Origin of the sequence: Dactylosporangium sp. NPDC049742 (genome assembly GCF_040674675.1) — a bacterium.
GTDB classification, from domain to species: Bacteria; Actinomycetota; Actinomycetes; order Mycobacteriales; family Micromonosporaceae; genus Dactylosporangium; species Dactylosporangium maewongense.
Map to the genome: position 1 here is coordinate 157,084 of NZ_JBFANF010000006.1, position 22,099 is coordinate 179,182.

The following is a 22,099-nucleotide window of genomic DNA, read 5'->3' on the forward strand; positions in this document are numbered from 1 at the left end:
AGGTGGGCGAATGCGCGGCCATCGCTGTGCGCGGGGTGCTTCGCTGCCCCTCGGCTAACGCCGCGCCCGGTGCCGCATGGATAGACGTTGCGCGATCCACCCACGTTTCAGAGATCAAACCGGGGGTGGATCACGCAGCCTCGATGCGCAATGGCCGCAAAGCCGGGCATTGACCAACGTTTGTTGAGTGGGTCGGAGTGCTGGCCGCGCCGGGGGCCGGTGGAGTGTGAAGCTCCACCGGGCCCCGGGGAGGACGGGATCAGAGCCAGGTGGCGATGACCGTCGAGCCGCCGACGACCCGGTCGCCGGGGGCGACCGCGGGGGTGGCCTTGTCGGCGGGCAGGTAGACGTCGGTGCGGGAGCCGAAGCGGATCAGGCCGAAGCGCTCGCCCTTGGCGAGCAGGGAGCCGACCGGGGCGCGCTGCACGATGCGGCGGGCGATCAGGCCCGTGCGCTGGACGACGGCGACGGGGCCGTGGGCGGTCTCCAGCAGCGTGTACGCCGCGACGTTGTGCTCGGCCTCCGGCTTCATCGCGGCCGCGTAGCCGCCGTCCTCGACGAAGTAGTCGACGACCTTGCCCGCGACCGGGGCACGGTTGACGTGGACGTCGAGGACGGAGAGGAAGACCGCGATGCGGAGGAACTCGATGTCGCCGAAGCGCTTGTCGTGCAGGCGCTCGACGCCGAGGACCTTGCCGTCGCTGGCGGCGACCACGGCGCTCGCGTCCTCGGGGACGTCGCGCTGAGGGTCGCGGAAGAACGCGGCGACGGGCGCGGCGGCCAGGGCCGGGACCAGCCACAGCTTCGACTTCGGCCGGGCGGCCTTGGCCAGGGCGGCGAGGCCGAGCGCGATGCCGGCGGCGGCGACGCCGTTGGAGTCGATGTGCATGCCCCGGGTAAGGGGGACGCTGGAGGGGCGCAGCGCCGGCAGCAGGTTGTGCGCCGCGGCGTGGTGGGCCGGGGTGTGCCGGAGGCGGTGCACGCGGACCGGCGGCACGTTGCGCAGGACGAGGTCGCTGCCCACGCCGTACAGCGCGGCCTGGCGCTCCACCTCGTCGGCGGCGCCGCTCGGCAGGCGGGTCGCCGGGACGACGACCGTGAGGACGCCGCCGGTGGTGACGAGCTTGGTCAGGCCGGCGAGGACGGTCCGGGCGTCGTCGGCGCCGCCCGCGAGGGGCTCGGCCAGGATCACCACGTCGGCGGGCTCCGCCTCGGTGAGCGACTCGACGACGCGGGTCCGGTCGGACACCCAGCGCCCCTGCCGCTCGACGTGCTCCCGGAGTGCCGCGACGGCCCCTGCGGCCGCCGAGGCGCCGGACGTGGCGACGATGGTCAGGCGGTCGTCGGGCAGCAGCGCGTCGATCGCCGCCGCGAGCGTGGCGGAGCCGGCCGCGGCGCCGACCAGGAGGCCGGTCTTGGGCCCGCCGTGACGGGCGAGCTCGGAGGCGAGGACCCGGGCGGCGCGGTCACCGATCTGGATCGGGCGGCGGGAGACGCCGGACGCGCCGCCAACGGGAAATTGGGTCATGTCTGAAGGGCTCCTCAAGCAACAAATGCAAACGAAAGGCCGGCGGGGGAACGCGCCCCGCCGGCCCAGCATATTCCGTGACTAGTCCGCGTCGTCCGGGTCGTACGCGGGAGGTGCCGAAGAAGCCGGCGGCGCCGACGAGGCGGGCACCGAACTGGACGGCTTGTCGGACTTGTCGGAGCGCAGCGCCCCGAGCAGCCCCAGCAGGCCGAAGACGATCAGTCCGACGGCGACGATCCAGCCGGCGTTGAGATTGACCGAGACCGCCTGGTTGAAGAGCCAGACGATGACGATGCCGAGGAAGATCAGGCCGAACGTGAGGGAGAGGCCATCGGTGCGGTGCGGCTTCACCGGGTCACCTCCAGGTTGCCGTAGCGAAGGTCGAGGTCGAGGTGCAGCTTGCCGCCGCCGGCGCCGTCGGTGCCGAGGTCGGTGAACTCGTTGGTCTGGTTGAACCCGCCGCACTCGCGCCCCAGGACGCGGCAGTCGCCGCCCTCGACCCGGACGTCGACGTACACGTCCACGTTCTTCGGCAGGATGATCTCCATGTTGCCGCCGTACCCGACCCGGAAGCTGATGTTGACGTCCTGGCCGGCGAAGTCCACCTGGCGGAGGTCGGCGTGGATGTTGCCGAAGTCGGTGCGGTAGTCGCTGTCGAGCTCGGTGACGGACATCGGGCTGATGTTGATGTTCTCGACGTCCTTCGTGCTCGGGCCGTCCATCGTCGACGCGGTCGAGATGGCGAGGGCGAGGCTCAGCACCACGCCGAGCAGGATCATGAGCCGGGCCCGGCCGAACCACGCGCCCACGATCAGGCCGAGCGCGACGATCGCGAGCGGCACCGCGAAGTACGTGCTGACCAGGAAGTTGAACGAGGTCACCTCGAGCGCGGCGAGCACGCCGAGCGACAGGCAGATCAGCGAGAAGATCACCCGGCCGAGGCGGGAGCGCGGCTTCGGCGGTTTCGGAGGCTTGGGCGGCTGCGGGGCGAGTCCCGGGTACGGCGACGCGGGCGCCCCCGCCGGGTAGCCGAGCGACGCCGCGTACGGGCTGCTCCCGCTGAACGGCCCGTGCGGCGCGAACGGCGGCCGGTAACCGGTCGGCGGCAGCGGTGGAAACGGCGGCAACGGCGGCAGCACGGGCGGTGCCGGCGGCCCGGACGGCCGGGCGGGTGCCGGCGTCGCCGGAGTGGCGGCCGGGACGGGCTGGGTCACGGCGGTCTGGTGTTGCAGCCACGCCGGGTGTACGCCCGGCGTCTTGCCGACGGATCCGCCGCCGCGCCCGGTGTACGACGGTCCGGCGGACTGGAACGGCGGCACCGACGGCGGGAACGGCGCGGCGGCCGCCGGACCCGGCTGCGGCACGAACGGCCCGGGCGGCGTCGGCGGCACCGGCGGCATCCAGGGCCGGCCCCCCGGCGGGCCGCCCGGTTGGTCCGGCTGCGGTCCGGGCGGCAGGTTGCCCTGCCCGCGGACGAGCAGCGCCACCACCCCGATGACCACCGCGAGGCCGATCGCGGCCGCGCCGACGTTGCGGGACATGACCAGCAGGAACGCCAGCACCGCGCCGACGCCGATCACGATCGCGACCGGGGCGGACGTCGTCGACCTGCCCCGGCCGAGCAGTGCCTCCAGCGGGGAGCCGGTGTCGCCCTCGGCGGGCAGCAGGAGCCAGCCCAGCAGGTACGCGACGATGCTGACCCCGCCGGCGAGCGTGAGCACGGCGAAGATGACCCGCCACAGCGTCGGGTCGGTGTTCGTGGCCCGGCCGATCGCGGCGCACACCCCGGCGACGTACCGGCCGTGCTGCGGCCGCACGAGGTTGCTGCGGCTGAATCCGAACGGCGGCACCCCTCCGGCCGCCGTTCCGAACGCCCCAGGACCACCGGGACCACCGGGACCACCGGGACCACCAGGACCGCCGGGACCACCAGGCGCACCGGGCCCACCGGCGCCGCCGGTGGGAGGAGGGCCGGGCGGCGGCGGGCCGGCCGGTCCGGCACCCGCGGGCGCGCCCGGCGCGAAGCCACCGGACGGCGGCTCGAAGCCCTCCGACGCCGGCTCCCCCCGCTCCACCTTGGTCAGGTCCAGCTTCGGCTCCGCGGGGACGGTCGCCGCCTCCCAGGCAGCATCCACGGCGCCGTGGTCCAGGGTCGTGTCGTGCCCGAGCGTCGCCGCGGGCGGCGCGCTGGCCGGCGCCCCGCTCACCGGTGCGCCGCTGACGGGCGACGCGCTGACGGGCGACGCGCTGACCGGAACCGCGCTGACGGGAACCGCGCTGACCGGCTCATCCCCGGCCGGCGCCCCACTGACAGGCGCGGCAGAGACGGGTGCGGCAGGGGCGTCCTGCGACGTGGCGGCGTCGGAGGCGTCGGCAGTGGCGGCAGTGTCGGCAGTGGCGGCGGCGTCGTCGGACCCGTCGGGCAGGTAGTCCGCCTCGTAGCTGGGCGCCACTCGTACACCATCCGGCTCTTGATCTTCTGCACGTGCTCTTGCGGCCGCCGGCTCGTCGGCGGCAGGCGGGTTCGTCATGCCACCGATCGTCGCCGACCCGGAGCCCTCCGCGCCTCAGGCATCGACCCTGACACCACCCTGATTTGCCGGTTCCGGGGCGGCTCGGAGTGGTCCGGGCGTCGGTCGGCGTGTGACGATCTGGTGGAACCCAGTTGCGACCGCGAGCCGAAACGAGTCCGATGACCAGCCCAGTGCCCGTCCGCCGCCTCTACCGCGAGCCCGCGGACCGGGTCGTCGCGGGCGTCGCCGCCGGCATCGCCGCGCACCTCGGCGCCTCCGTGGTGCTGGTGCGGGTGGCGTTCGTGCTGCTCGCGGCGTTCAACGGGCTCGGCGCGCTGCTCTACGCGGCGTTCTGGGCGGTGCTGCCGATGCCGCCGCACGTGCGGTCGGGCCGGCGCAACGTCAACCAGCTCTTCTCGTTCCTCGCGCTCGGCGTCGGCATGGTGCTGCTGGTGCTGATGGCCGGCCCCAGCGACGGCATCCAGGCGGTGATCGGCTGGCTGGCCGCCGTCATCGCGCTCGGCGCCGGCATCATCTGGCACCAGGCCGACCCGAAGCGGCGCGAGCGCTGGTCGGCGACCGTGCCCGGGATGCCCTGGCTCGGCGCCGTGATGGACAACAACCGCAAGTCCTACCTGGTCCGGTTCATCGGCGGCGGCCTGCTCGTCATCGTCGGGATCATCGGCGCGTTCGTGGTGGGGGTGCCGATCTCCGGCGCCACGCTCGCCTCGATCGGCTACGGCCTCGGCTTCGCCGCGGTCGCCCTCGCCGGCGTCGGCCTCGCCCTGGCCCCGCTGCTCTACCGCATGTTCACGCAGCTCAGCACGGAGCGCGAGGCGCGGGTGCGCGAGCAGGAGCGGGCCGAGCTGGCCGCCATGATCCACGACCAGGTGCTGCACACCCTGGCCCTGATCCAGCGCAACGCCGGCGACCTGAAGGAGGTCCAGCGCCTCGCCCGCGGGCAGGAGCGGACCCTGCGGAACTGGCTGTACAAGCCCACCGCGTCGCCGACGGAGAAGTTCAGCGCCGCGCTGGAGGAGACGTCGGCCGAGGTCGAGGACACGTTCGCGATCGCGGTCGAGACCGTTGTCGTCGGTGACGTCGACGTCGACGAGCGGGTCGGGGCGATCGTCGCCGCCGCCCGCGAGGCCCTGGTCAACGCGGCCAAGCACGCCAAGGTCGAGACCGTCTCGCTCTACGCGGAGGTCGAGCCCGACTGCGTGAGCGTGTTCGTCCGCGACCGGGGCGTCGGCTTCGAGCTCACCGCCGTCGAGTCCGACCGGCACGGCGTGCGAGGCTCGATCCTGGCCCGCATGCGGCGCCACGGGGGCAAGGCGGAGATCCGCAGCACACCGGGCGACGGCACCGAGGTGCGGTTGAGCCTGCCCATCGATACGGAGAAGTGATGACTGACGAGACCCAGCGCCTGCGGGTGTTCCTGGTCGACGACCACGCCATGTTCCGGGCGGGGGTCCGCGCCGAGCTCGGCGTGCACGTCGACGTGATCGGCGAGGCCAGCGGGGTCGCGGAGGCGGTGCAGAAGATCGGCGCGCTGGAGCCCGACGTGGTGCTGCTGGACGTGCACATGCCCGACGGCGGCGGCCGGGCCGTCCTCGACGCGATGCGCCGCGCGCGGCCGCAGGTGAAGTTCCTGGCGCTGTCGGTCTCCGACGCCGCCGAGGACGTCATCGGGCTGATCAGGGCCGGCGCGCGGGGGTATGTCACCAAGACCATCTCGCCGGACGAGCTCGCCGACGCGATCCGCCGGGTCGCCGACGGCGACGCCGTCTTCAGCCCGCGCCTGGCCGGCTTCGTGCTCGACGCGTTCGCCGCGCGCCCCGACGCGCCGGTCGCCGACCCGGAGCTCGACCAGCTGACCAACCGCGAGCGCGAGGTGCTGCGGCTGCTGGCGCGTGGGTACGCGTACAAGGAGATCGCCAAGGAGCTCTACATCTCGATCAAGACGGTCGAGACGCACGTGTCCAACGTGCTCCGCAAGCTGCAGATGTCGAACCGGTACGAGCTGTCCCGCTGGGCCGCGGACCGCCGCCTGGTCTGATTTTTTTCCCAGGATTTCCGGACAAACCGGTGTGACTGGTGTGGCTGCTGTGACGCAGGAGATGACAGGAGGGGTCTCCGACCGCTACAAACGAGCGTCCCCCTGATTCTCGTCAAAGGTGGTCCAGTCACCGTGTCACGCATTTCCCGTATGGCCGGTCTGGCCGCAGCGGTGTTCGTCGGGGGTGCCGTCGCGCTCAGTGGAGCCGGCGCCGCCTACGCCGATGCCGCCATCGGCACTCAGGTCTTCATCGATGACAAAGCTCACGCGATCAAGGTCGTCAACTCGAAGGACACCTCGTCTAACCCCAACGGCAACGAGACCGCCGCGCCGCGTCTCGGCCTGAAGGTCGCCGGTGCGTCCGAGCCCGTCATCGCGTACTGCATCGACTTCGCCCGCGAGATCACCGACGCGAACTACGTCGAGGCGCCGTGGGCGAGCAACAAGAACTCCTCGCCGACGGCGGAGGAGCTGGGCCAGGTGCAGTGGGTGCTGACCCACGCGTACCCGACCGTCAGCCCCGACGCGCTCCTCGCGGCAGCGAAGGGCACCAAGCCGGCCGGCATCGACGCCACGCTGTTCACCAAGCTGGTCTACGCCGGCACGCAGAGCGCCATCTGGACGATCACCGACGGTGACATCTTCGCGCTCCGCGACAACAACGAGGGCTTCAACACCGGCAACACGCCGGAGCAGTACGCCGTCATCGTCGCCGTCAGCGAGTACCTCGTGAAGGCGTCGAAGAACCCGGCCGCCGACCCGCAGCCGAAGCTCGAGATCAACCCGGCCACCCTGGCCGGCGTGGTCGGCAAGAAGATCGGCCCGTTCACCGTCGTCTCCGGTGGTGGCGAGGCTGCCCTCACGGCCACCGGCGGCAAGCTCGTCGACGCCGACGGCAAGGCCGTCACGTCCCTGCCGAACGGCGGCAAGTTCTACGTCGTCGCCGACGCCGTGGGCACCGTGACGATCGACGCCAAGGGCAGTGGCTCCGTGCCGATCGGCCGGATGTTCGTCACCGCCAAGGAGCCGAACAAGACGCAGAAGCTGATCCTGGCGGGCGTCGCCGGCACCGAGCTCGAGGCGAAGGCCACGGTCACCATCAACCCGGCCCCGCCGGAGCTGCCGGTCACCGGTGTGAAGCTCACCGGCGCGATCACCGCCGGCGCGCTGCTCATCGCGGGTGGCGTCGCCCTGCTGCTGGTGGTTCGCCGCCGCCGGCAGGTCCGCTTCACCGCCTAGTTCCTGTCACGTCGCGTGCCCGGTCTTCCTCGGAAGGCCGGGCACGCCGCGTTTCAGGCGGTGCTCTTCTCCAGGCCGCGTTTCTCAGGCGGTGTGGAACACGGAGAAGGCCTCGGCGAGGCGGCCCGGCGTCCCCGATGTGGCCGCGAGGCGGGCCCGCAGCATGCCGTCCAGGTCCTCCAGGTGCGACGTCTGCGACACGTGCGCCCTGAGTGCCTTGAGCTTCCGCTCGTACGTGTCGGTGACGTCGACCAGGTGGTCCGGGTCCGGCCCGCCCGAATACCAGATCTCGCGGACGGTCCACGCGGGCAGGTCGAGCTCCGTGAACGTGAACGGGTTGCGCGCGTCCGGGTACACCGCGCACGTCGTCGCCTCCCCGGCCGCCAGATGATCGGGGTGGCTCGGCCCGGCGATCCGGTCCCAGCGCCGCAGCGGCGAGTTGGTCAGGACCCGGTCGGGGCGGAACCGGCGGATCGCCGCGGTGATGTCGCGCCGCAGGTCGATCGACGCCGTGAGCACGCCGTCGCGGTAGCCGTCGAGGAACTCGACGTGATCCACCCCGACGACCGCGGCCGCCGCGCGCTGCTCCGCCTCCCGCAGCGCCGGCATCATGGCGCGCGGGGTGTCGTCGAAGCCGCCGGCGTCGCCGCGCGTCACCAGCAGATACCCCACCTCGAGTCCGGCGTCGACCCAGCCGGCGACGGTGCCGGCGCAGCCGAAGTCGACGTCGTCGGGGTGGGCGAACACGCACAGGACCCGCCGCACGTCCTGAAGCGGGGTGGCTGATCTCGGGAAGCTCATGGCTTCCTGTTTACCGTTTTTTCGCTGGTACCGGCGAACCACCCGCAAGGTCCGCGGTCGGCGGCGCGAGTGGGTCTGCCCGTATCGGGGCCGACGACGCCGCACTGCGTCGGCCGGCCCACGCCTCGCCGCCGGTCCGGCCGGCTCCGGCGGTACACACGCCGCGAACGCCAGGACGCGAACCTCGGCGGTCCGTGCGAGGGCTACAGGGGTCCGCGGCCGGCGCGCAGGATGAGCAGGGCCAGCTGGGTGCCGTCGGCGCCGAGCTCCGCGGAGAAGCGCTCCAGGATCTCCCGCTCGCGCGACAGCACCAGACGCGTGCCGCCGGCGGCGACGCGGGTCGCGCCGACCTCGCGGGAGATCGCGGCCCGCTCCTTCCAGAGCGCGACCAGCGCCGCGTCGATCTCGTCGATCCGGTTGCGCAGGCCGGCGATGTGCTCGTCGGCGGCGGGCTGCTGTTCCATGGTGATGGCGGCCATTCTCTCGTCCTTGTCAGCTCTGGCTCTGGTGCCCCGCCCCGGGAACGCGGAACGCCCCGGGCTCGGGAGCCCGGGGCGTCGGTAGGTATCAGCGTTCAGGCGCGACCTACGGCTGCCGGACTCCCGGAGCCGTAAAAAAAGTACGGACGCGCCTGCTCGATCACGTCACCGAGTATGGCACGCGCTTCTCAGCGACGTGAAGTCCTCCGCCGGTTTTCTGTCAGTGGTGCGGCATAGACTCGCCGGTGCGATGCATGCTCTCTTCGATCTTCCTCAGTCAGAGCCGGCCGGCGTGACCGCTCCCGCCGCCCCGGCCCAGCCGTCCCGCGGCCGTGACCCGCAGTCGCTGCTCGAGGGGCTCAACGGTCCTCAGCGCGACGCCGTCATCCACGAGGGCGCCCCGCTGCTCATCGTGGCCGGCGCCGGCTCCGGCAAGACCAAGGTGCTGACCAGCAGGATCGCCTATCTGCTCGCGGCGCGGCACGTGCACCCCGGCGAGATCATCGCGATCACGTTCACCAACAAGGCCGCCGGCGAGATGAAGGAGCGCGTCGCCAACCTCGTCGGCGGGCGCGCCCGGCTGATGTGGGTGTCCACGTTCCACTCCGCCTGCGTGCGCATCCTGCGCGCCGAGCACGGCCACGCCGGCCTCAAGTCGACGTTCTCGATCTATGACGCCGACGACTCGCGCCGGCTCATGCAGCTCGTCATCCGCGAGCTCGACCTCGACCCGAAGCGCTATCCGGCTCGCGGCCTCGCCGCCCAGGTCTCCAATCTCAAGAACGAGCTGGTCGACCCCGAGACGTTCGCGGCCAGGGCGGTCGGGCCGGCCGAGCGCGCCCTCGCCGAGGCGTACACGCTGTATCAGCAGCGGCTCACCGAGGCCCACGCCCTCGACTTCGACGACCTGATCATGCGGGTGGTGCACCTGCTGCAGAGCCACCCCGAGGTCGCCGAGACCTATCGCCGCCGCTTCCGCCACGTGCTCGTCGACGAATACCAGGACACCAACCAGGCGCAGTACATGCTGGTGAAGGAGCTCGTCGGCAGCACCGGCGAGCTGTGCGTCGTCGGCGACGCCGACCAGTCGATCTACGCGTTCCGCGGCGCCACGATCCGCAACATCCTCGAGTTCGAGCGCGACTATCCCAACGCCCGCACGATCCTCCTGGAGCAGAACTACCGCTCCACCCAGACGATCCTGTCCGCCGCCAACGCCGTCATCGGGCGCAACACGGAGCGCAAGCCCAAGCGCCTGTGGAGCGACCAGGGCGCCGGCGAGCAGATCGTCGGCTATGTCGCCGACACCGAGCACGCCGAGGCCGACTGGGTCGCCCGCGAGATCGACCGGCTCTCCGACAACGCCGGCGTCCGCCCCGCCGACGTCGCCGTCTTCTACCGCACCAACGCGCAGTCCCGCGTGTTCGAGGAGATGTTCATCCGCTTCGGCCTGCCGTACAAGGTCGTCGGCGGCGTCCGGTTCTACGAGCGCAAGGAGGTTCGCGACGCCCTCGCGTACCTGCGCGCCGTGGTCAACGAGGACGACACCGTCAGCATCCGCCGGGTCCTCAACACCCCCCGCCGCGGCATCGGCGACCGGGCCGAGGCCTGCGTCGAGGCCCTCGCGTCCCGCGAGCGCATCTCCTTCGGCGCCGCCCTGCGCCGCGCCGCGGAGGCCCCCGGCATCTCCACCCGCGCCGTCAACGCCATCGGCGACTTCGTCGCGCTGCTGGACGAGCTGCGCACCCTCGCCGAGACCGCGCTGCCCGAAGAGGTGCTCGAGGCCGCCATCGAGCGCTCCGGCTACCTCGGCGAGCTGGAGGAGAGCACCGACCCGCAGGAGGCCGGCCGCGTCGAGAACCTGCAGGAGCTCGTCAGCGTCGCCCGCGAATACACCGAGCGCGCCGAGGCCACCATCGCCGTCGCCGCCGAGCAGGGCGACGCCACCGCGGCCCCGCCCGCGACCGTCGCCGGCTTCCTGGAGCAGGTCTCCCTCGTCGCCGACGCCGACCAGATTCCCGACGACGACCCCGACCACACCGGCGTCGTCACCCTCATGACCCTGCACACCGCCAAGGGCCTCGAGTTCCCCGTGGTCTTCCTCACCGGCCTCGAGGACAGCGTCTTCCCCCACCAGCGCTCCATGAGCGACCGCAAGGAGCTGGAGGAGGAGCGCCGCCTGGCGTATGTCGGCATCACCCGGGCCCGCCAGCGCCTCTACATCTCCCGCGCCGTCACCCGCTCCGCCTGGGGCCAGCCCGCCTACAACCCGCCGTCCCGCTTCCTGGAGGAGCTCCCACCCGAGCTGGTCCGCTGGGAGCGCACCGACGCCGCGTACACCAGCTGGTCCGGCGGCGGCGGCCACGGCGGCCGCAACACCGGCCCCGCCCAGTCCCGCACGTCCTCCTTCGTCGGCGGCACCCCGAAGGCCGCCCAGCTCGCCGCCAAGCTCGGCCTGGACGCCTCCAAGCTATCCACCGCCAGCGAGCTATCCCGCGACATCCCGTCCCTGACCGTCGGCGACCGCGTCAACCACCAGCGCTACGGCCTCGGCCGCGTCCTCGCCGTCGAAGGCACCGGCCCCCGCACCCAGGCCCAGGTCGACTTCGGCGACCAGGTCATGTGGATCGTCCTGCGCCACGCCCCCATCGACAAACTCTGACCCCTCCCCGCACGCCTCTGGAAGCCCCCACGACTCAGCCCGGCCCAGCTGCGGCCCGGTCCGCCTCGGGTTCGGTCCGCCTCTGCCCCAGCCGGCCTCAGCCCCCGCCGGCCCCGGTTCGGCTCGGGTCCGCCTCGGGCTCGGTTCGCCCGGGCCTTGGCCCCGGCTCGGGTCCGTCCCGGCTCGACTGGAGTCCGGCTCGGCCTTGGTCTGGCCCGGCTCCGGTCGGTCTCGGGTCCGGTTCTGCTCGGGCCCGGCCCGGCCCCGCCTCGGGTCTGGCTCGGCTCGACTGGAGTCCGGCTGGGTTCGGCTGGGGTGTGGCTCGGCCCCGGCTCGGGTCTGGCTCGGCTCGACTGGAGTCCGGCTGGGTTCGGCTGGGGTGCGGCTCGGCCCCGGCTCGGGTCTGGCCCGGCCCCGCCTCGGGTCCGGCTCGGTTCGGCTGGGGTGCGGCTCGGCCCCGGCTCGGGTCTGGCTCGGCTCGGCTGGAGTCCGGCTCCGTTCGGCTGGGGGTGCGGCTCGGCCTCGGTTCACCTCGGCTCCGGTCGGTCTCGGGTTCGGTTCTTCCCGGCCTCGGCCCGGATCCGGCTCGGGTTCGGCTCGGGTCGGCTGAGGTTCGGCTCGGCCCAGGTCCGCCCCGGGTTGCCGCGGCCCCGGTCGGGTTCGGCTCGGGTCCGGTCTGGGCTGGCGCTGACTTGGGCCAGCTCTGTCTCTGGCTTGACCTGTCTCTCGGCCGGTCTGGCTCTGCCCCTGGTGGCCTGACCTCTTGGTTGGTTCGGCCCGGCTCGGTCCCATGGCCGCACCGTTCGATCAGGTGATCAGTCCCGGCTGTCCTCGCCTGCGGGAGGCGGTCGTCGGCGATCCTTGTTCTGGGGCCTAGCGGCAGTGGTGTCGCCACTTCACAGGCGCGGCACGGGCGGCCACCGACAGGCCGGCCGCGCGCAGACGTTGGTCAATGCCCCGGAATGCCCCCCTTGGGAGATCGACGTTGCGCGATCCGCCCACATGTTGATCTCTGAATTGACGGCAGATCGCGCAGCGTCGATGCGCAAAAGCCGCAAAGCTGGGCATTGACCAACGTCTGTGGAGGGTGTCGAGTGGTGGCGGGTCGGCGCTCCGTCGGCGGGGCGGACCGTGTCGCCGTTCCCCGTGATCGAATGACGATTCTGGATTCTGGTCGTCTGGACAGCCAGATCCGTCTGTGGATCAACGCCGCCGTGATCGACATCGCGTGCTGGGTGTCCGGGGTGGCCGGCCACCGGATGCGGCGCGTATGAGTTACTGCTTCAGCCGTAGATGTCTTCGGTGTGCTTCTGGATGTCGACGCCGTGTTTGCGCATGAAGGCGAGCGGCTCGACCGGCTTGTCGTGCTCGCGGACCTCGAAGTGCAGGTGGGCGCCGAACGAGTGGCCGGTGTTGCCGGTGAGGGCGATCCTGTCGCCGGCCCGCACGAGCTGGCCTTCCTTGCACAGGAGCTTGGAGGCGTGGCCGTACACGGTGACGATGCCGTCGCCGTGGTCGATCATGACGTTGTAGCCGTAGCCGCCGTTCCAGCGGCAGAGGACGACCTTGCCGGCGGCGACGGCGTTGAAGGGGGTGCCCTGCGGGGCGCCCAGGTCGACGCCGGGGTGGAGGCGGCCCCAGCGCTCGCCGTAGAACGAGGTCAGCGTGTACCGCTGGATGGGCAGGATCCACACGTCGGGGGCCGGCATGTTCACGGTCGACATGGGGGTGCTGGTGCGGGAGCGGCTGGCGCGGTCGTCGGAGACGGCGCCCCGCATGCTGACGTCGTCGAAGTTGCCGCTCGCCTCCAGGGAGAGGTCGTTGCGCGGCTCCGGGAGGGCGGTGGACACGCCGAGCGCCACGATGCCGGCGCCCACGACGGCGGTGGTGAGCACGGCCGCGTAGCGGGTGTGCGCCGACTGGGCGCGGTGGTGGCCGCGGTACGCGTAAGGCGCCTGGGCATCGTCCATATACGCACACCCCCGCAATTCTGGAAAAAGACGGAAATGACGGAGACGTCATTCGAAGGCAATGGCTGAACCGCAGGCCACCGTAGCCAATACGGAATACGCGCCACAAGCCACGACAGGCCCTTAGGTCAATGAGTGCCCGGGCGGTTGGTTGTGCGTAACCCGGGGTCCGCAAGGTCGTTGCGGGCGCTCCATGCGGTACCTTCGGGCCAGGCGTGCGCCGCAACGGAGCGGTGCCTCCAACGGGAAGGACCGTGAGGATGAGCGCGCGGACCCGCGTCGTCATCGCCAAGCCCGGCCTGGACGGGCACGACCGAGGCGTCAAGATCGTCGCCCGGGCACTCCGGGACGCCGGGATGGAGGTCATCTACACGGGCCTGCACCAGACGCCGGAGCAGATCGTGGAGACCGCCATCCAGGAGGACGCCGACGCGGTCGGCCTGTCGGTCCTGTCGGGGGCGCACATGACCCTGTTCCGGAAGGTCATCGAGCTGCTCGCCGAGCGCGGCGCCGACGACATCCTCGTGTTCGGCGGCGGCATCATTCCCGACGACGACCTGCCGGAGCTGGAGCGGCTCGGCGTCAGGAAGATCTTCACGCCGGGGGCGACCACGCAGTCGATCGTGGAATGGGCTCGCGAGCACATCGCACCGGCGCATGCCTGATTGACGGCATTCAATCGGAAATGGTGCGGAAAAAGGGGGAGAGGCCGGACGCACCCCTCACACGTCCGGCCTCTCTATCGCACGATGCCCCGCCGCCACCCCTCGACCGACAGGGCATCGGCCGTTTTTGGTGCCGGCCCTACCCCTGCAGGCGGGCCGACACTGCACTCAACGACGGCCGCCGGGCCCGGTTACGCGCGCCCGGCGGCGTCCCTCTAAAGAGGGAGCGGCTGTGGAATCGGGCACACCCCGCACCCGCCAAGTCGCAGCCTGTTCAGACCTGGTTAGGCTGCGAGCGTTGAGCCGTCCTCGCGATGGGGCAGGCGGCACGGTTGACGGAACGGGACCACTGTGGACCTGTACGAGTACCAGGGGCGCGCCCTCTTCGCCAAGCACGGGTTGCCTGTGCTCGGCGGCGGCGTCGCCGAGACCCCTGAAGAGGCCCGTGCGATCGCCGAGGAACTCGGCGGCCGGGTTGTCATCAAAGCCCAGGTGAAGGTCGGCGGTCGCGGCAAGGCCGGCGGCGTGAAGCTCGCCGAGGGCGCCGACGAGGCGACCAGCCACGCCACCAACATCCTCGGCATGGACATCAAGGGCCACACGGTCCACAAGGTGATGGTCACGACCACCGCCGACATCGCCGAGGAGTACTACTTCTCGTACCTGCTGGACCGGGCGAACCGCACGTTCCTGTGCATCGCCAGCGTCGCCGGCGGCATGGAGATCGAGACCGTCGCGCACGACGCGCCGGAGAAGGTCGCCAAGGTCGCGATCGACGCGGTCAAGGGCGTCGACGAGGCCACCGCCCGCGCGATCGTCGAGCAGGCGAAGTTCCCCGCCGAGGTCGTCGACCAGGTCGTGGCGATCGCGGTCAAGCTGTGGCAGGCGTTCATCGCCGAGGACGCCACGCTGGTCGAGGTCAACCCGCTCGCGAAGACCACCGACGGCACGGTGCTGTGCCTCGACGCGAAGGTGACCCTCGACGAGAACGCGGGCTTCCGCCACGCGGACCACGAGGCGCTCGAGGACAAGGCCGCCGCTGACCCGCTCGAGCAGGCGGCCAAGGCCAAGAACCTCAACTACGTGAAGCTCGACGGCAACGTCGGCATCATCGGCAACGGCGCGGGCCTGGTCATGTCGACGCTCGACGTCGTCGCGTACGCCGGCGAGGGCCTCGGCAGCAAGCCCGCCAACTTCCTCGACATCGGCGGCGGCGCCAGCGCCCAGGTCATGGCCGACGGTCTCGAGATCGTGCTCGGCGACCCGGACGTGAAGAGCGTGTTCGTCAACGTCTTCGGCGGCATCACCGCCTGCGACGCGGTCGCCAACGGCATCGTGCAGGCCCTGCAGCTGCTCACGGACCGCGGCGAGACGGTGTCGAAGCCGCTCGTGGTCCGCCTCGACGGCAACAACGCCGAAGAGGGTCGCCGGATCCTCGACGACGCCGCCAACCCGCTGATCGAGCGGGTCGACACGATGGACGGGGCGGCCCGCCGCGCCGCCGAGCTCGCAGCGAGTGGGGTGTAACGACCATGGCGGTATGGCTGACCGAGTCCAGCAAGGTCATCGTCCAGGGCATGACCGGTGCCGAGGGCTCCAAGCACACCCGGCGGATGCTCGCCGCGGGCACGAACGTGGTCGGCGGCGTCAACCCGCGCAAGGCCGGCACGCAGGTCGACTTCGACGGCACGAAGCTGCCGGTCTTCGCCAGCGTCGCCGAGGCGATCGAGCAGACGGGCGCCGACACGAGCGTCATCTTCGTCCCGCCGGCGGGCACCAAGTCCGCGACGCTCGAGGCGATCGACGCGCAGATCCCGCTCGCCGTGGTGATCACCGAGGGCGTGCCGGTGCACGACACCGCGAACTTCTGGGCGCACCTGCAGTCCAGCGGCAGCAAGACCCGCGTCATCGGGCCGAACTGCCCCGGCATCGCCAGCCCCGGCAAGTCCAACGCGGGCATCATCCCCGCCGACATCACCGGCCCCGGCAAGATCGGCCTGGTGAGCAAGTCGGGCACGCTGACCTACCAGATGATGTACGAGCTGCGCGACATCGGCTTCTCGACGTGCATCGGCATCGGCGGCGACCCGGTCATCGGCACCACGCACATCGACGCGCTCGCCGCGTTCGAGGCCGACCCGGAGACCGCGGCGATCGTCATGATCGGCGAGATCGGCGGCGACGCCGAGGAGCGCGCGGCCGACTTCATCAAGGCCAACGTGCGCAAGCCGGTCGTCGGCTACATCGCCGGCTTCACCGCGCCGCCCGGCAAGACCATGGGCCACGCCGGCGCGATCATCTCCGGCTCGGCGGGCACCGCCGACGCCAAGAAGCTCGCCCTGGAGGCCGCCGGCGTCCGTGTCGGCAAGACCCCCACCGAGACCGCCAACCTGATGCGGGACCTCGTCAAGGCACTGTAAAAGCAAATTCGGGACGGCCGGGGTGAGTGACCGGCCGTCCTGTCTTTGACAGAGTAAGAGCGATGCCCACCACCCCAGAGGAACCAGACGAAGGGGCGCAGACCCGGCTGGCCGATCGGGAGACCGTCCGCCTGCCGATCCAGCGGCGCTCCACCCGGGGCCGGCCCCCGGGACGGCGTCCTGCCCGGCGCGCCCCACTGATCCTCGCCGCCACCGTCACCACGCTGTGGGCGGCGGTGGTGACGCTCGTGCCGACGCTCGTCGTGGTGTGGCTCCTGCACGCCGTGGACAGCTCCGGCGCCCCCCTGATGCAGATCCTGCGCGTCGGCGCGGCCGGCTGGCTGCTCGCCCACTGGGTCGCGCTGGACACCGGGATCGGCCCGCTCTCCCTGGCGCCGCTCGGGTTGACCGCCGTCGCCGTCTGGCGCGTGTACCGGGCCGGCGTGCACACCGCCCGCGCCGTCGGTGCCCGGGCCCGCCAGCCCGGCGGTGCGTGGAGCCCCTTGCCCGCCGCGCGCGCCGCCGGGTGCATCGCCGTCGTGTACGGCCTGCTCGGCGCCATCGTCGCGATCGTCGCCGGTCACAAGGGCGTGGACGTCTCAGTCGTCGGCGCCGGGTTCACGTTCGCCGGGTTCGGGCTGGTGGCGGGCGGGCTCGGCGCGTTTGTCGAGGCCCGCGCGATCGCCCGGCTTGCCGGCCGGCTGCCGGGCGTGCTGCGCGACGCGACCCGCACAGGTGCCGTCGCGGCGCTGCTGATCCTCGGCGCGGGCGCGGCGGTCGCGGGGATGGCGATCGCGGTCAGCGCGAGCGACGCCGGCCAGATCATCGACGACTACCACACCGGCGTGGCGGGGCAGGTCGGGCTCGTCGTCCTGTGCGGCTTCTACGTCCCGGACGTCGCGGCGTGGAGCGCCAGCTACCTCGTCGGCCCCGGGTTCAACATCGGCGCGGAGACGACGATCAGCGCCGCCGAGGTGTCGATGGGCCGGCTGCCCGCGGTGCCGCTGCTCGCCGGGCTGCCGTCCACGCCCGCGACCGGCTGGGCGCCGCTGCTGCTCGGCCTGCCCCTCGCCGCGGCGCTGGTGGCGGGCTGGCTGCTGGCCCGCCGGTCGCTGCGCAGCGACGCCGGGCGGGGCTGGCTGCCGCTGCTCGGCGCGGCGGCGCTCGCCGGACCGGTCGCGGGGGTGCTGCTCGGGCTGATGTCCGTCGCGGCGAGCGGGTCGGTCGGCGCCGGCGGGCTGGAGGTGGTCGGCCCGCGGGCGGGGGAGGTGGCGTTCGTCGCGATGCTGATGGTGACGATCGGCACAGTCCTCGCCACAGCCGCCACGAAGATCGCGCTGCGGGTCCGGCACGGCAGCCCCTGACCGTTTCCGGTTGCCGTCGCCGGTACGAGCTGCCGCCGACCGCACGGCACGTGGATCAGCAGCACCGGCCGGCAGGTCCAGGCCGCCCATTCGGCGAAGCGTCGTGAGTCGGGCGTCGCGCTACCGGTACAAGATGAAAAAACGCAAACAGCCCGGTCGCTGCGGACAGCGGACCGGGCGATTGCGTCGTGCGCAGGGGGTGGGCTAGTAGGTGTAGAACCAGCCGCTCGCCGCGCCCGCGAAGTACAGCACCCAGATGGCGATCTCGATGACGACGCCGACGGCGCCGGTGATGATGCCGGTGAGGGCCATGCCGCCGTTGTTGGCCAGGCCCTGCTTGACCTTCTGCTGGCCGAGGTAGCCGAGCACGATCGCCGCGGCGCCGAGCAGGAGGCCGATGTAGCAGCAGGCGAACGGGATCGACACGATGCCGAGGATCATCGAGACGAGGCCGAGCGTGTTCTGCGGCTGCTGCTGCCCGTAGCCGGGCTGCTGGTAGCCGGGGGTGCCGTAGCCGGCCGGCGGGTACGCGCCGCCGGAGGTGGGGTAGCCACCGCCCGACGTCGGGTACGGCGTGCCGGACACCGGCGGCTGCTGCGCGTACGGGTCCTGGTAGGCCGGCTGCTGCGGCTGCGCGTAGGGGTCCTGGTACGCGGGCTGCTGCGGCTGGGCGTAGGGGTCCGGCTGCTGCGGCTGCCCGTACTGCGGCTGGCCGTACTGCGGCTGCTGACCGTAGGGGTCCTGGTACGGCTGCTGCTGCCCGTACGGATCCTGGCCCTGTGGTGGGTAGCCCATTGCGGTGGCTCCTAAGGCTGGGGACGTCTGTTGCTCCGTGTTCGCATCAGGTTAGTCCCGAGGGTGATACGGAACTTCGGCAGCGTACTGGCCAGGTTCAAATCTTCGCAGTGGCAAAACGGTGGAACATCGGCAACTTGCGGCTTTCATCGCTATATGTCACCCGGCCCGACGCTGAGCAGGGCCGACCCGGTCGGTAGAGTTTCACGGTGACCGTTCGGCTTGTCGTGCTCGTGTCCGGCTCCGGCTCCAATCTGCAGGCGCTCCTCGATGCTTCCGCGGACCCTTCCTACGGTGCCACCGTCGTGGCCGTCGGGGCGGACCGGCCCGACATCGAGGGTCTGGCCAGGGCCGCCAAGCACGAGGTGCCGACCTTCGTGGCGGCCGTGCCGTCGTTTCCCACCCGGGACGAGTGGGACGCGTTCCTGACGGCGTCGTGCGCCGGGTTCGCCCCCGACCTGATCGTCTCGGCCGGATTCATGAAGCTGGTCGGGCCGCGGTTCCTCGCCTCGTTCGAGGGCCGGTACGTGAATACGCACAATGCGCTGCTCCCGGCGTTTCCGGGCATGCACGGGCCGCGTGACGCGCTCGCCTACGGGGTGAAGCTCGCCGGTGCCACGCTGCACTTCGTCGACAGCGGCGTCGACACCGGGGCGATCATCGCGCAGGTCGCGGTGCCCGTCCTCGACGACGACACCGAGGAGACCCTCCTCGAGCGGATCAAGGTGGCCGAGCGCCGCCAGCTGGTCGACACCGTCGGCCGGATGGCCCGCGAAGGCTGGACCGTCAACGAACGAAAGGTCAGGTTGGGTCGTGGCTAACCGCCGTCCCATCAGGCGCGCGCTCATCAGCGTCTACGACAAGACCGGGCTGGAGGACCTCGCGCGCGCCCTCGCCGGCGCCGGCGTCGAGCTCGTCTCCACCGGCTCGACAGCGGCCCGCATCGAGGCGGCCGGCCTGCCGGTCACCAAGGTCGAGCAGCTCACCGGGTTCCCGGAGACGCTCGACGGCAGGGTCAAGACCCTCCACCCGCGGGTGCACGCCGGGCTGCTTGCCGACCTGCGGCTGGAGTCGCACGCCGCGCAGCTCGCCGAGCTGTCGATCGAGCCGTTCGAGCTGCTCGTCTCCAACCTGTACCCGTTCACCGACACCGTCGCGTCGGGCGCGTCGGACGACGAGTGCGTGGAGCAGATCGACATCGGCGGGCCGGCGATGGTGCGGGCGGCGGCGAAGAACTTCCCGTCCGTTGCCGTGGTGACGTCCCCTTCGTCGTATGCCGCCGTCGTGTCCGCTTTGTCGGAGGGCGGCTTCACGCTTGAGGAGCGACGTTCGTTGGCGGGTGTCGCCTTTGCGCACATCGCCGAGTACGACGTCGCGGTGGCCTCGTGGTTCGCGCGGGACAGTTCGGACTTTTCGGGCACGGCGCTGCGTCGTTCGGCGACGCTGCGGTACGGCGAGAACCCGCACCAGAGCGCCACGCTCTACGTGGACCCGGCCGCCGCGCCCGGTCTCGCGCAGGCCGAGCAGCTCGGCGGCAAGGAGATGTCCTACAACAACTACGTCGACGCCGACGCCGCCTGGCGCGCCGCGCACGACTTCACCGAGCCGTGCGTCGCGATCATCAAGCACGCCAACCCGTGCGGCATCGCGATCGGCGCCGACGTCGCCGAGGCCCACCGCAAGGCGCACGCGTGCGACCCGGTCAGCGCGTTCGGCGGGGTGATCGCGGTCAACGCGCCCGTCACCATCGACCTGGCGAAGCAGATCAGCGAGATCTTCACCGAGGTCGTGGTGGCTCCGGCGTACGAGGAAGGCGCCGTCGAGGTCCTCACCGCCAAGAAGAACCTGCGGGTCCTGCGCGCTCCCGCCTGGACGCCCGTCCCCGTCGAGTCCCGCCAGATCTCCGGCGGTGTCCTCGTGCAGGCCGCCGACCGCGTCGACGCGCCCGGCGACGACCCCGCCAACTGGACGCTGGTCACCGGCTCCGAGGCCTCGCCCGAGGTCAAGCGGGACCTCGAGTTCGCCTGGCGGGCCGTGCGGGCCGTCAAGTCCAACGCGATCCTGCTCGCCTCCGGCGGCGCGACCGTCGGCGTCGGCATGGGCCAGGTCAACCGGGTCGACTCCGTGCGCCTCGCCGTCTCCCGCGCCGGTGACCGGGCCGCCGGCTCCGTCGCCGCCTCCGACGCGTTCTTCCCGTTCGCCGACGGGCCGCAGGGGCTGATCGAGGCGGGCATCACCGCCATCGTGCAGCCGGGCGGTTCGATCCGCGACGAGGAGGTCATCGAGGCCGCCCGCGCCGCCGGGGTCACGATGTACCTCACCGGGACGCGGCACTTCTTCCACTGAGCACTGTTTGCGGTTTTGCGGGCCCGGCCTTTCTGCCGGGCCCGTTGCTCATGGCGTCGTGATCTTCGCCGGTACCGGTGCGCCGAAGTACGTCGCCACCGCGTCGCTCACCGCATGGGCGCCCTTGCCGAGGGTGCCGCTCGCGCCCTGCTCGTACATGGCGGCCACGACGTACCGCTCCCCGGCGCCCGCGAACCCGACGGTGTGCGTCACCCAGACGGTCCTGCCGTTGACCGGCTTCTGCGCCCAGCCGTCCTTGTTGCCGGGGTTGAGGGCGCTGCCGGCCGCCCACACGCCCCAGCGCTGGCTGCTCGCCACGTTGCGCAGCGTCTTCGTGAGATACGCGCGGTCCGCCGGGTCGAGCTTCTCCAGCACGTACCCCATGAGCGCCTGCAGATCGTCGGCGCTGCACCGCAGGTTCCGCCAGAACGTGTCGTACCCCGGGACCACACTCAGGGTGCGCATGCCGAACTTCTGCTGGAAGCGCCCGAGCATCCCCGCCCCGTCATAGCGGTTCCACAGCGCGGTCGCGGCATCGTTGTCGGAGCTGATCAGCGCCTTGTCGAGGTTGGCCCGGTCCGTGCCGTCCAGCGTGATCGCACCCTGCCGGTGCCGCTCGAGCAGGTCGGTGGCGATCGCCAGCTTGATCGTCGACGCGGTCCAGGTGGTGGCCGTCGTGTTGCCCGCCTTCCACACCGCGCCGGTCTGCCGGTCGCGGATCACGACACCGAACGTGCCCGGCTGCTGCTTCACGAACGCAGCGGCGCTGGCCTCTCTGCTGCCAGCGCTCGCCTTCGCCGTGGGGCTGGCGCTCGCGCTCCCACTCGCCTGCCGCGCCCCGACACCGGCCTCTGCCGCGCCTGCGCTGACGCTTTCGCTCGCCGGCGCTTGGCTGGCGTTCTGCGGTGCTTTGTCGCTTCCGCACGCCGCAAGGGCAAAGATAGTGAGGAGAGGAACAAGCCACCGCCGGACGGACACCCCCGGAACTCTAGCGGCAGGATCAACCCACGCCGGCAACGCTGCTCGTCGGCAAGGCCACCACGGCCGCCATCAAGGACGAGCCCCCGCATCCGGTCAAGGCCCTCGCCGAACACCACTCTTTCTGAACCCCGGGGAGAAGCCCGTTTCGCGATGGCGGCGGCAAAACGTCCTCTGAGCAGACATGCCCTCAGACCAGCAACCGCCGCCGCTCGCACATGAGCCGCAGCGGCCAACCGGGCGAGCCGGGCCGTTACTTACCGGTCGTGGCGGGCTTGCC

The 22,099-nt window shown here is 71.7% G+C and carries 18 protein-coding genes; 10 read left to right on the top strand and 8 right to left on the bottom strand.

Features of this window, described 5'->3' with window-relative positions; translation table 11 throughout:
• Window positions 1-259: 259 nt before the first annotated feature.
• The 3 genes from AB0J72_RS10965 to AB0J72_RS10975 all read right to left on the bottom strand — a co-directional run bounded on the left by AB0J72_RS10965 (window position 260) and on the right by AB0J72_RS10975 (window position 3,981).
• Window positions 260-1,528 (bottom strand): phosphatidylserine decarboxylase, encoded by a 1,269-nt coding sequence (locus tag AB0J72_RS10965; protein ID WP_363397412.1) that lies wholly within the window; start codon window positions 1,526-1,528, stop codon window positions 260-262.
• Window positions 1,529-1,609: 81 nt separating this feature from the next.
• Complete coding sequence (locus AB0J72_RS10970) at window positions 1,610-1,879, bottom strand: hypothetical protein (RefSeq protein ID WP_363397415.1); 270 nt, start codon at window positions 1,877-1,879, stop codon at window positions 1,610-1,612.
• Window positions 1,876-3,981, bottom strand: a complete 2,106-nt coding sequence (locus AB0J72_RS10975) for a PspC domain-containing protein (protein WP_363397418.1) — start codon at window positions 3,979-3,981, stop codon at window positions 1,876-1,878. The genes AB0J72_RS10970 and AB0J72_RS10975 overlap by 4 nt, the downstream gene beginning before the upstream one ends.
• A gap of 239 nt (window positions 3,982-4,220) precedes the next feature.
• Here AB0J72_RS10975 and AB0J72_RS10980 point away from each other — a divergent pair, with 239 nt between their 5' ends.
• The 3 genes from AB0J72_RS10980 to AB0J72_RS10990 all read left to right on the top strand — a co-directional run bounded on the left by AB0J72_RS10980 (window position 4,221) and on the right by AB0J72_RS10990 (window position 7,339).
• Entirely contained in the window at window positions 4,221-5,447 is a 1,227-nt protein-coding gene (locus tag AB0J72_RS10980; RefSeq protein WP_363397421.1) for a PspC domain-containing protein, read from the top strand.
• Window positions 5,447-6,100, top strand: a complete 654-nt coding sequence (locus AB0J72_RS10985) for a response regulator transcription factor (RefSeq protein WP_344501777.1) — start codon at window positions 5,447-5,449, stop codon at window positions 6,098-6,100. The genes AB0J72_RS10980 and AB0J72_RS10985 overlap by 1 nt, the downstream gene beginning before the upstream one ends.
• A 132-nt stretch (window positions 6,101-6,232) precedes the next feature.
• Window positions 6,233-7,339 (top strand): thioester domain-containing protein, encoded by a 1,107-nt coding sequence (locus AB0J72_RS10990; RefSeq protein WP_363397424.1) that lies wholly within the window; start codon window positions 6,233-6,235, stop codon window positions 7,337-7,339.
• A gap of 84 nt (window positions 7,340-7,423) precedes the next feature.
• Here the strand turns inward: AB0J72_RS10990 and AB0J72_RS10995 are convergent, their stop codons facing one another.
• A complete protein-coding gene (locus tag AB0J72_RS10995) occupies window positions 7,424-8,140 on the bottom strand; it encodes a PIG-L deacetylase family protein (RefSeq protein ID WP_363397427.1) in 717 nt (238 codons plus the stop codon).
• Between the two features lie 203 nt (window positions 8,141-8,343).
• Window positions 8,344-8,718 carry a chorismate mutase gene (locus AB0J72_RS11000; protein ID WP_360558118.1) on the bottom strand — a complete coding sequence of 125 codons (375 nt, stop codon included), beginning with the start codon at window positions 8,716-8,718 and terminating at the stop codon, window positions 8,344-8,346.
• A 151-nt stretch (window positions 8,719-8,869) separates the two neighbouring features.
• On the opposite strand from AB0J72_RS11000, the gene pcrA reads away from it, so the two are divergent.
• Window positions 8,870-11,281 (top strand): DNA helicase PcrA, encoded by a 2,412-nt coding sequence (pcrA, locus tag AB0J72_RS11005; RefSeq protein ID WP_344501774.1) that lies wholly within the window; start codon window positions 8,870-8,872, stop codon window positions 11,279-11,281.
• A 1,283-nt stretch (window positions 11,282-12,564) separates the two neighbouring features.
• Here pcrA and AB0J72_RS11010 read toward each other — a convergent pair.
• Complete coding sequence (locus AB0J72_RS11010) at window positions 12,565-13,251, bottom strand: M23 family metallopeptidase (RefSeq protein ID WP_363397431.1); 687 nt, start codon at window positions 13,249-13,251, stop codon at window positions 12,565-12,567.
• Between the two features lie 260 nt (window positions 13,252-13,511).
• On the opposite strand from AB0J72_RS11010, the gene AB0J72_RS11015 reads away from it, so the two are divergent.
• The 4 genes from AB0J72_RS11015 to AB0J72_RS11030 all read left to right on the top strand — a co-directional run bounded on the left by AB0J72_RS11015 (window position 13,512) and on the right by AB0J72_RS11030 (window position 17,700).
• Complete coding sequence (locus AB0J72_RS11015) at window positions 13,512-13,916, top strand: cobalamin B12-binding domain-containing protein (RefSeq protein ID WP_344501772.1); 405 nt, start codon at window positions 13,512-13,514, stop codon at window positions 13,914-13,916.
• Between the two features lie 351 nt (window positions 13,917-14,267).
• Window positions 14,268-15,443, top strand: coding sequence for an ADP-forming succinate--CoA ligase subunit beta (gene sucC / locus AB0J72_RS11020; protein WP_363397434.1), 1,176 nt, complete (start codon window positions 14,268-14,270; stop codon window positions 15,441-15,443).
• Between the two features lie 5 nt (window positions 15,444-15,448).
• Window positions 15,449-16,336 carry a succinate--CoA ligase subunit alpha gene (sucD, locus tag AB0J72_RS11025; protein ID WP_344501770.1) on the top strand — a complete coding sequence of 296 codons (888 nt, stop codon included), beginning with the start codon at window positions 15,449-15,451 and terminating at the stop codon, window positions 16,334-16,336.
• Between the two features lie 62 nt (window positions 16,337-16,398).
• Entirely contained in the window at window positions 16,399-17,700 is a 1,302-nt protein-coding gene (locus AB0J72_RS11030) for a DUF6350 family protein (protein ID WP_363397437.1), read from the top strand.
• A gap of 204 nt (window positions 17,701-17,904) precedes the next feature.
• On the opposite strand, the gene AB0J72_RS11035 is transcribed toward AB0J72_RS11030, so the two are convergent.
• Entirely contained in the window at window positions 17,905-18,495 is a 591-nt protein-coding gene (locus AB0J72_RS11035) for a DUF4190 domain-containing protein (protein ID WP_363397440.1), read from the bottom strand.
• 209 nt (window positions 18,496-18,704) lie between these two features.
• Here AB0J72_RS11035 and purN point away from each other — a divergent pair, with 209 nt between their 5' ends.
• Window positions 18,705-19,316, top strand: a complete 612-nt coding sequence (gene purN / locus AB0J72_RS11040) for a phosphoribosylglycinamide formyltransferase (RefSeq protein ID WP_344501767.1) — start codon at window positions 18,705-18,707, stop codon at window positions 19,314-19,316.
• Window positions 19,309-20,841 (top strand): bifunctional phosphoribosylaminoimidazolecarboxamide formyltransferase/IMP cyclohydrolase, encoded by a 1,533-nt coding sequence (gene purH / locus AB0J72_RS11045; RefSeq protein ID WP_363397443.1) that lies wholly within the window; start codon window positions 19,309-19,311, stop codon window positions 20,839-20,841. Before purN ends, purH begins: the two co-directional genes overlap by 8 nt.
• A gap of 48 nt (window positions 20,842-20,889) precedes the next feature.
• On the opposite strand, the gene AB0J72_RS11050 is transcribed toward purH, so the two are convergent.
• Entirely contained in the window at window positions 20,890-21,594 is a 705-nt protein-coding gene (locus AB0J72_RS11050) for a tat pathway signal sequence (RefSeq protein ID WP_363397446.1), read from the bottom strand.
• Window positions 21,595-22,099 lie beyond the last annotated feature (505 nt).

Coding starts and splice junctions, on each gene's coding strand:
- AB0J72_RS10965 (WP_363397412.1), bottom strand. CDS start 1,528: ATGACCCAATTTCCCGTTGGCGGCGCGTCCGGCGTCTCCCGCCGCCCG.
- AB0J72_RS10980 (WP_363397421.1), top strand. CDS start 4,221: ATGACCAGCCCAGTGCCCGTCCGCCGCCTCTACCGCGAGCCCGCGGAC.
- AB0J72_RS10985 (WP_344501777.1), top strand. CDS start 5,447: ATGACTGACGAGACCCAGCGCCTGCGGGTGTTCCTGGTCGACGACCAC.
- AB0J72_RS10995 (WP_363397427.1), bottom strand. CDS start 8,140: ATGAGCTTCCCGAGATCAGCCACCCCGCTTCAGGACGTGCGGCGGGTC.
- pcrA (WP_344501774.1), top strand. CDS start 8,870: ATGCATGCTCTCTTCGATCTTCCTCAGTCAGAGCCGGCCGGCGTGACC.
- AB0J72_RS11010 (WP_363397431.1), bottom strand. CDS start 13,251: ATGGACGATGCCCAGGCGCCTTACGCGTACCGCGGCCACCACCGCGCC.
- AB0J72_RS11015 (WP_344501772.1), top strand. CDS start 13,512: ATGAGCGCGCGGACCCGCGTCGTCATCGCCAAGCCCGGCCTGGACGGG.
- sucD (WP_344501770.1), top strand. CDS start 15,449: ATGGCGGTATGGCTGACCGAGTCCAGCAAGGTCATCGTCCAGGGCATG.
- AB0J72_RS11030 (WP_363397437.1), top strand. CDS start 16,399: ATGCCCACCACCCCAGAGGAACCAGACGAAGGGGCGCAGACCCGGCTG.
- AB0J72_RS11035 (WP_363397440.1), bottom strand. CDS start 18,495: ATGGGCTACCCACCACAGGGCCAGGATCCGTACGGGCAGCAGCAGCCG.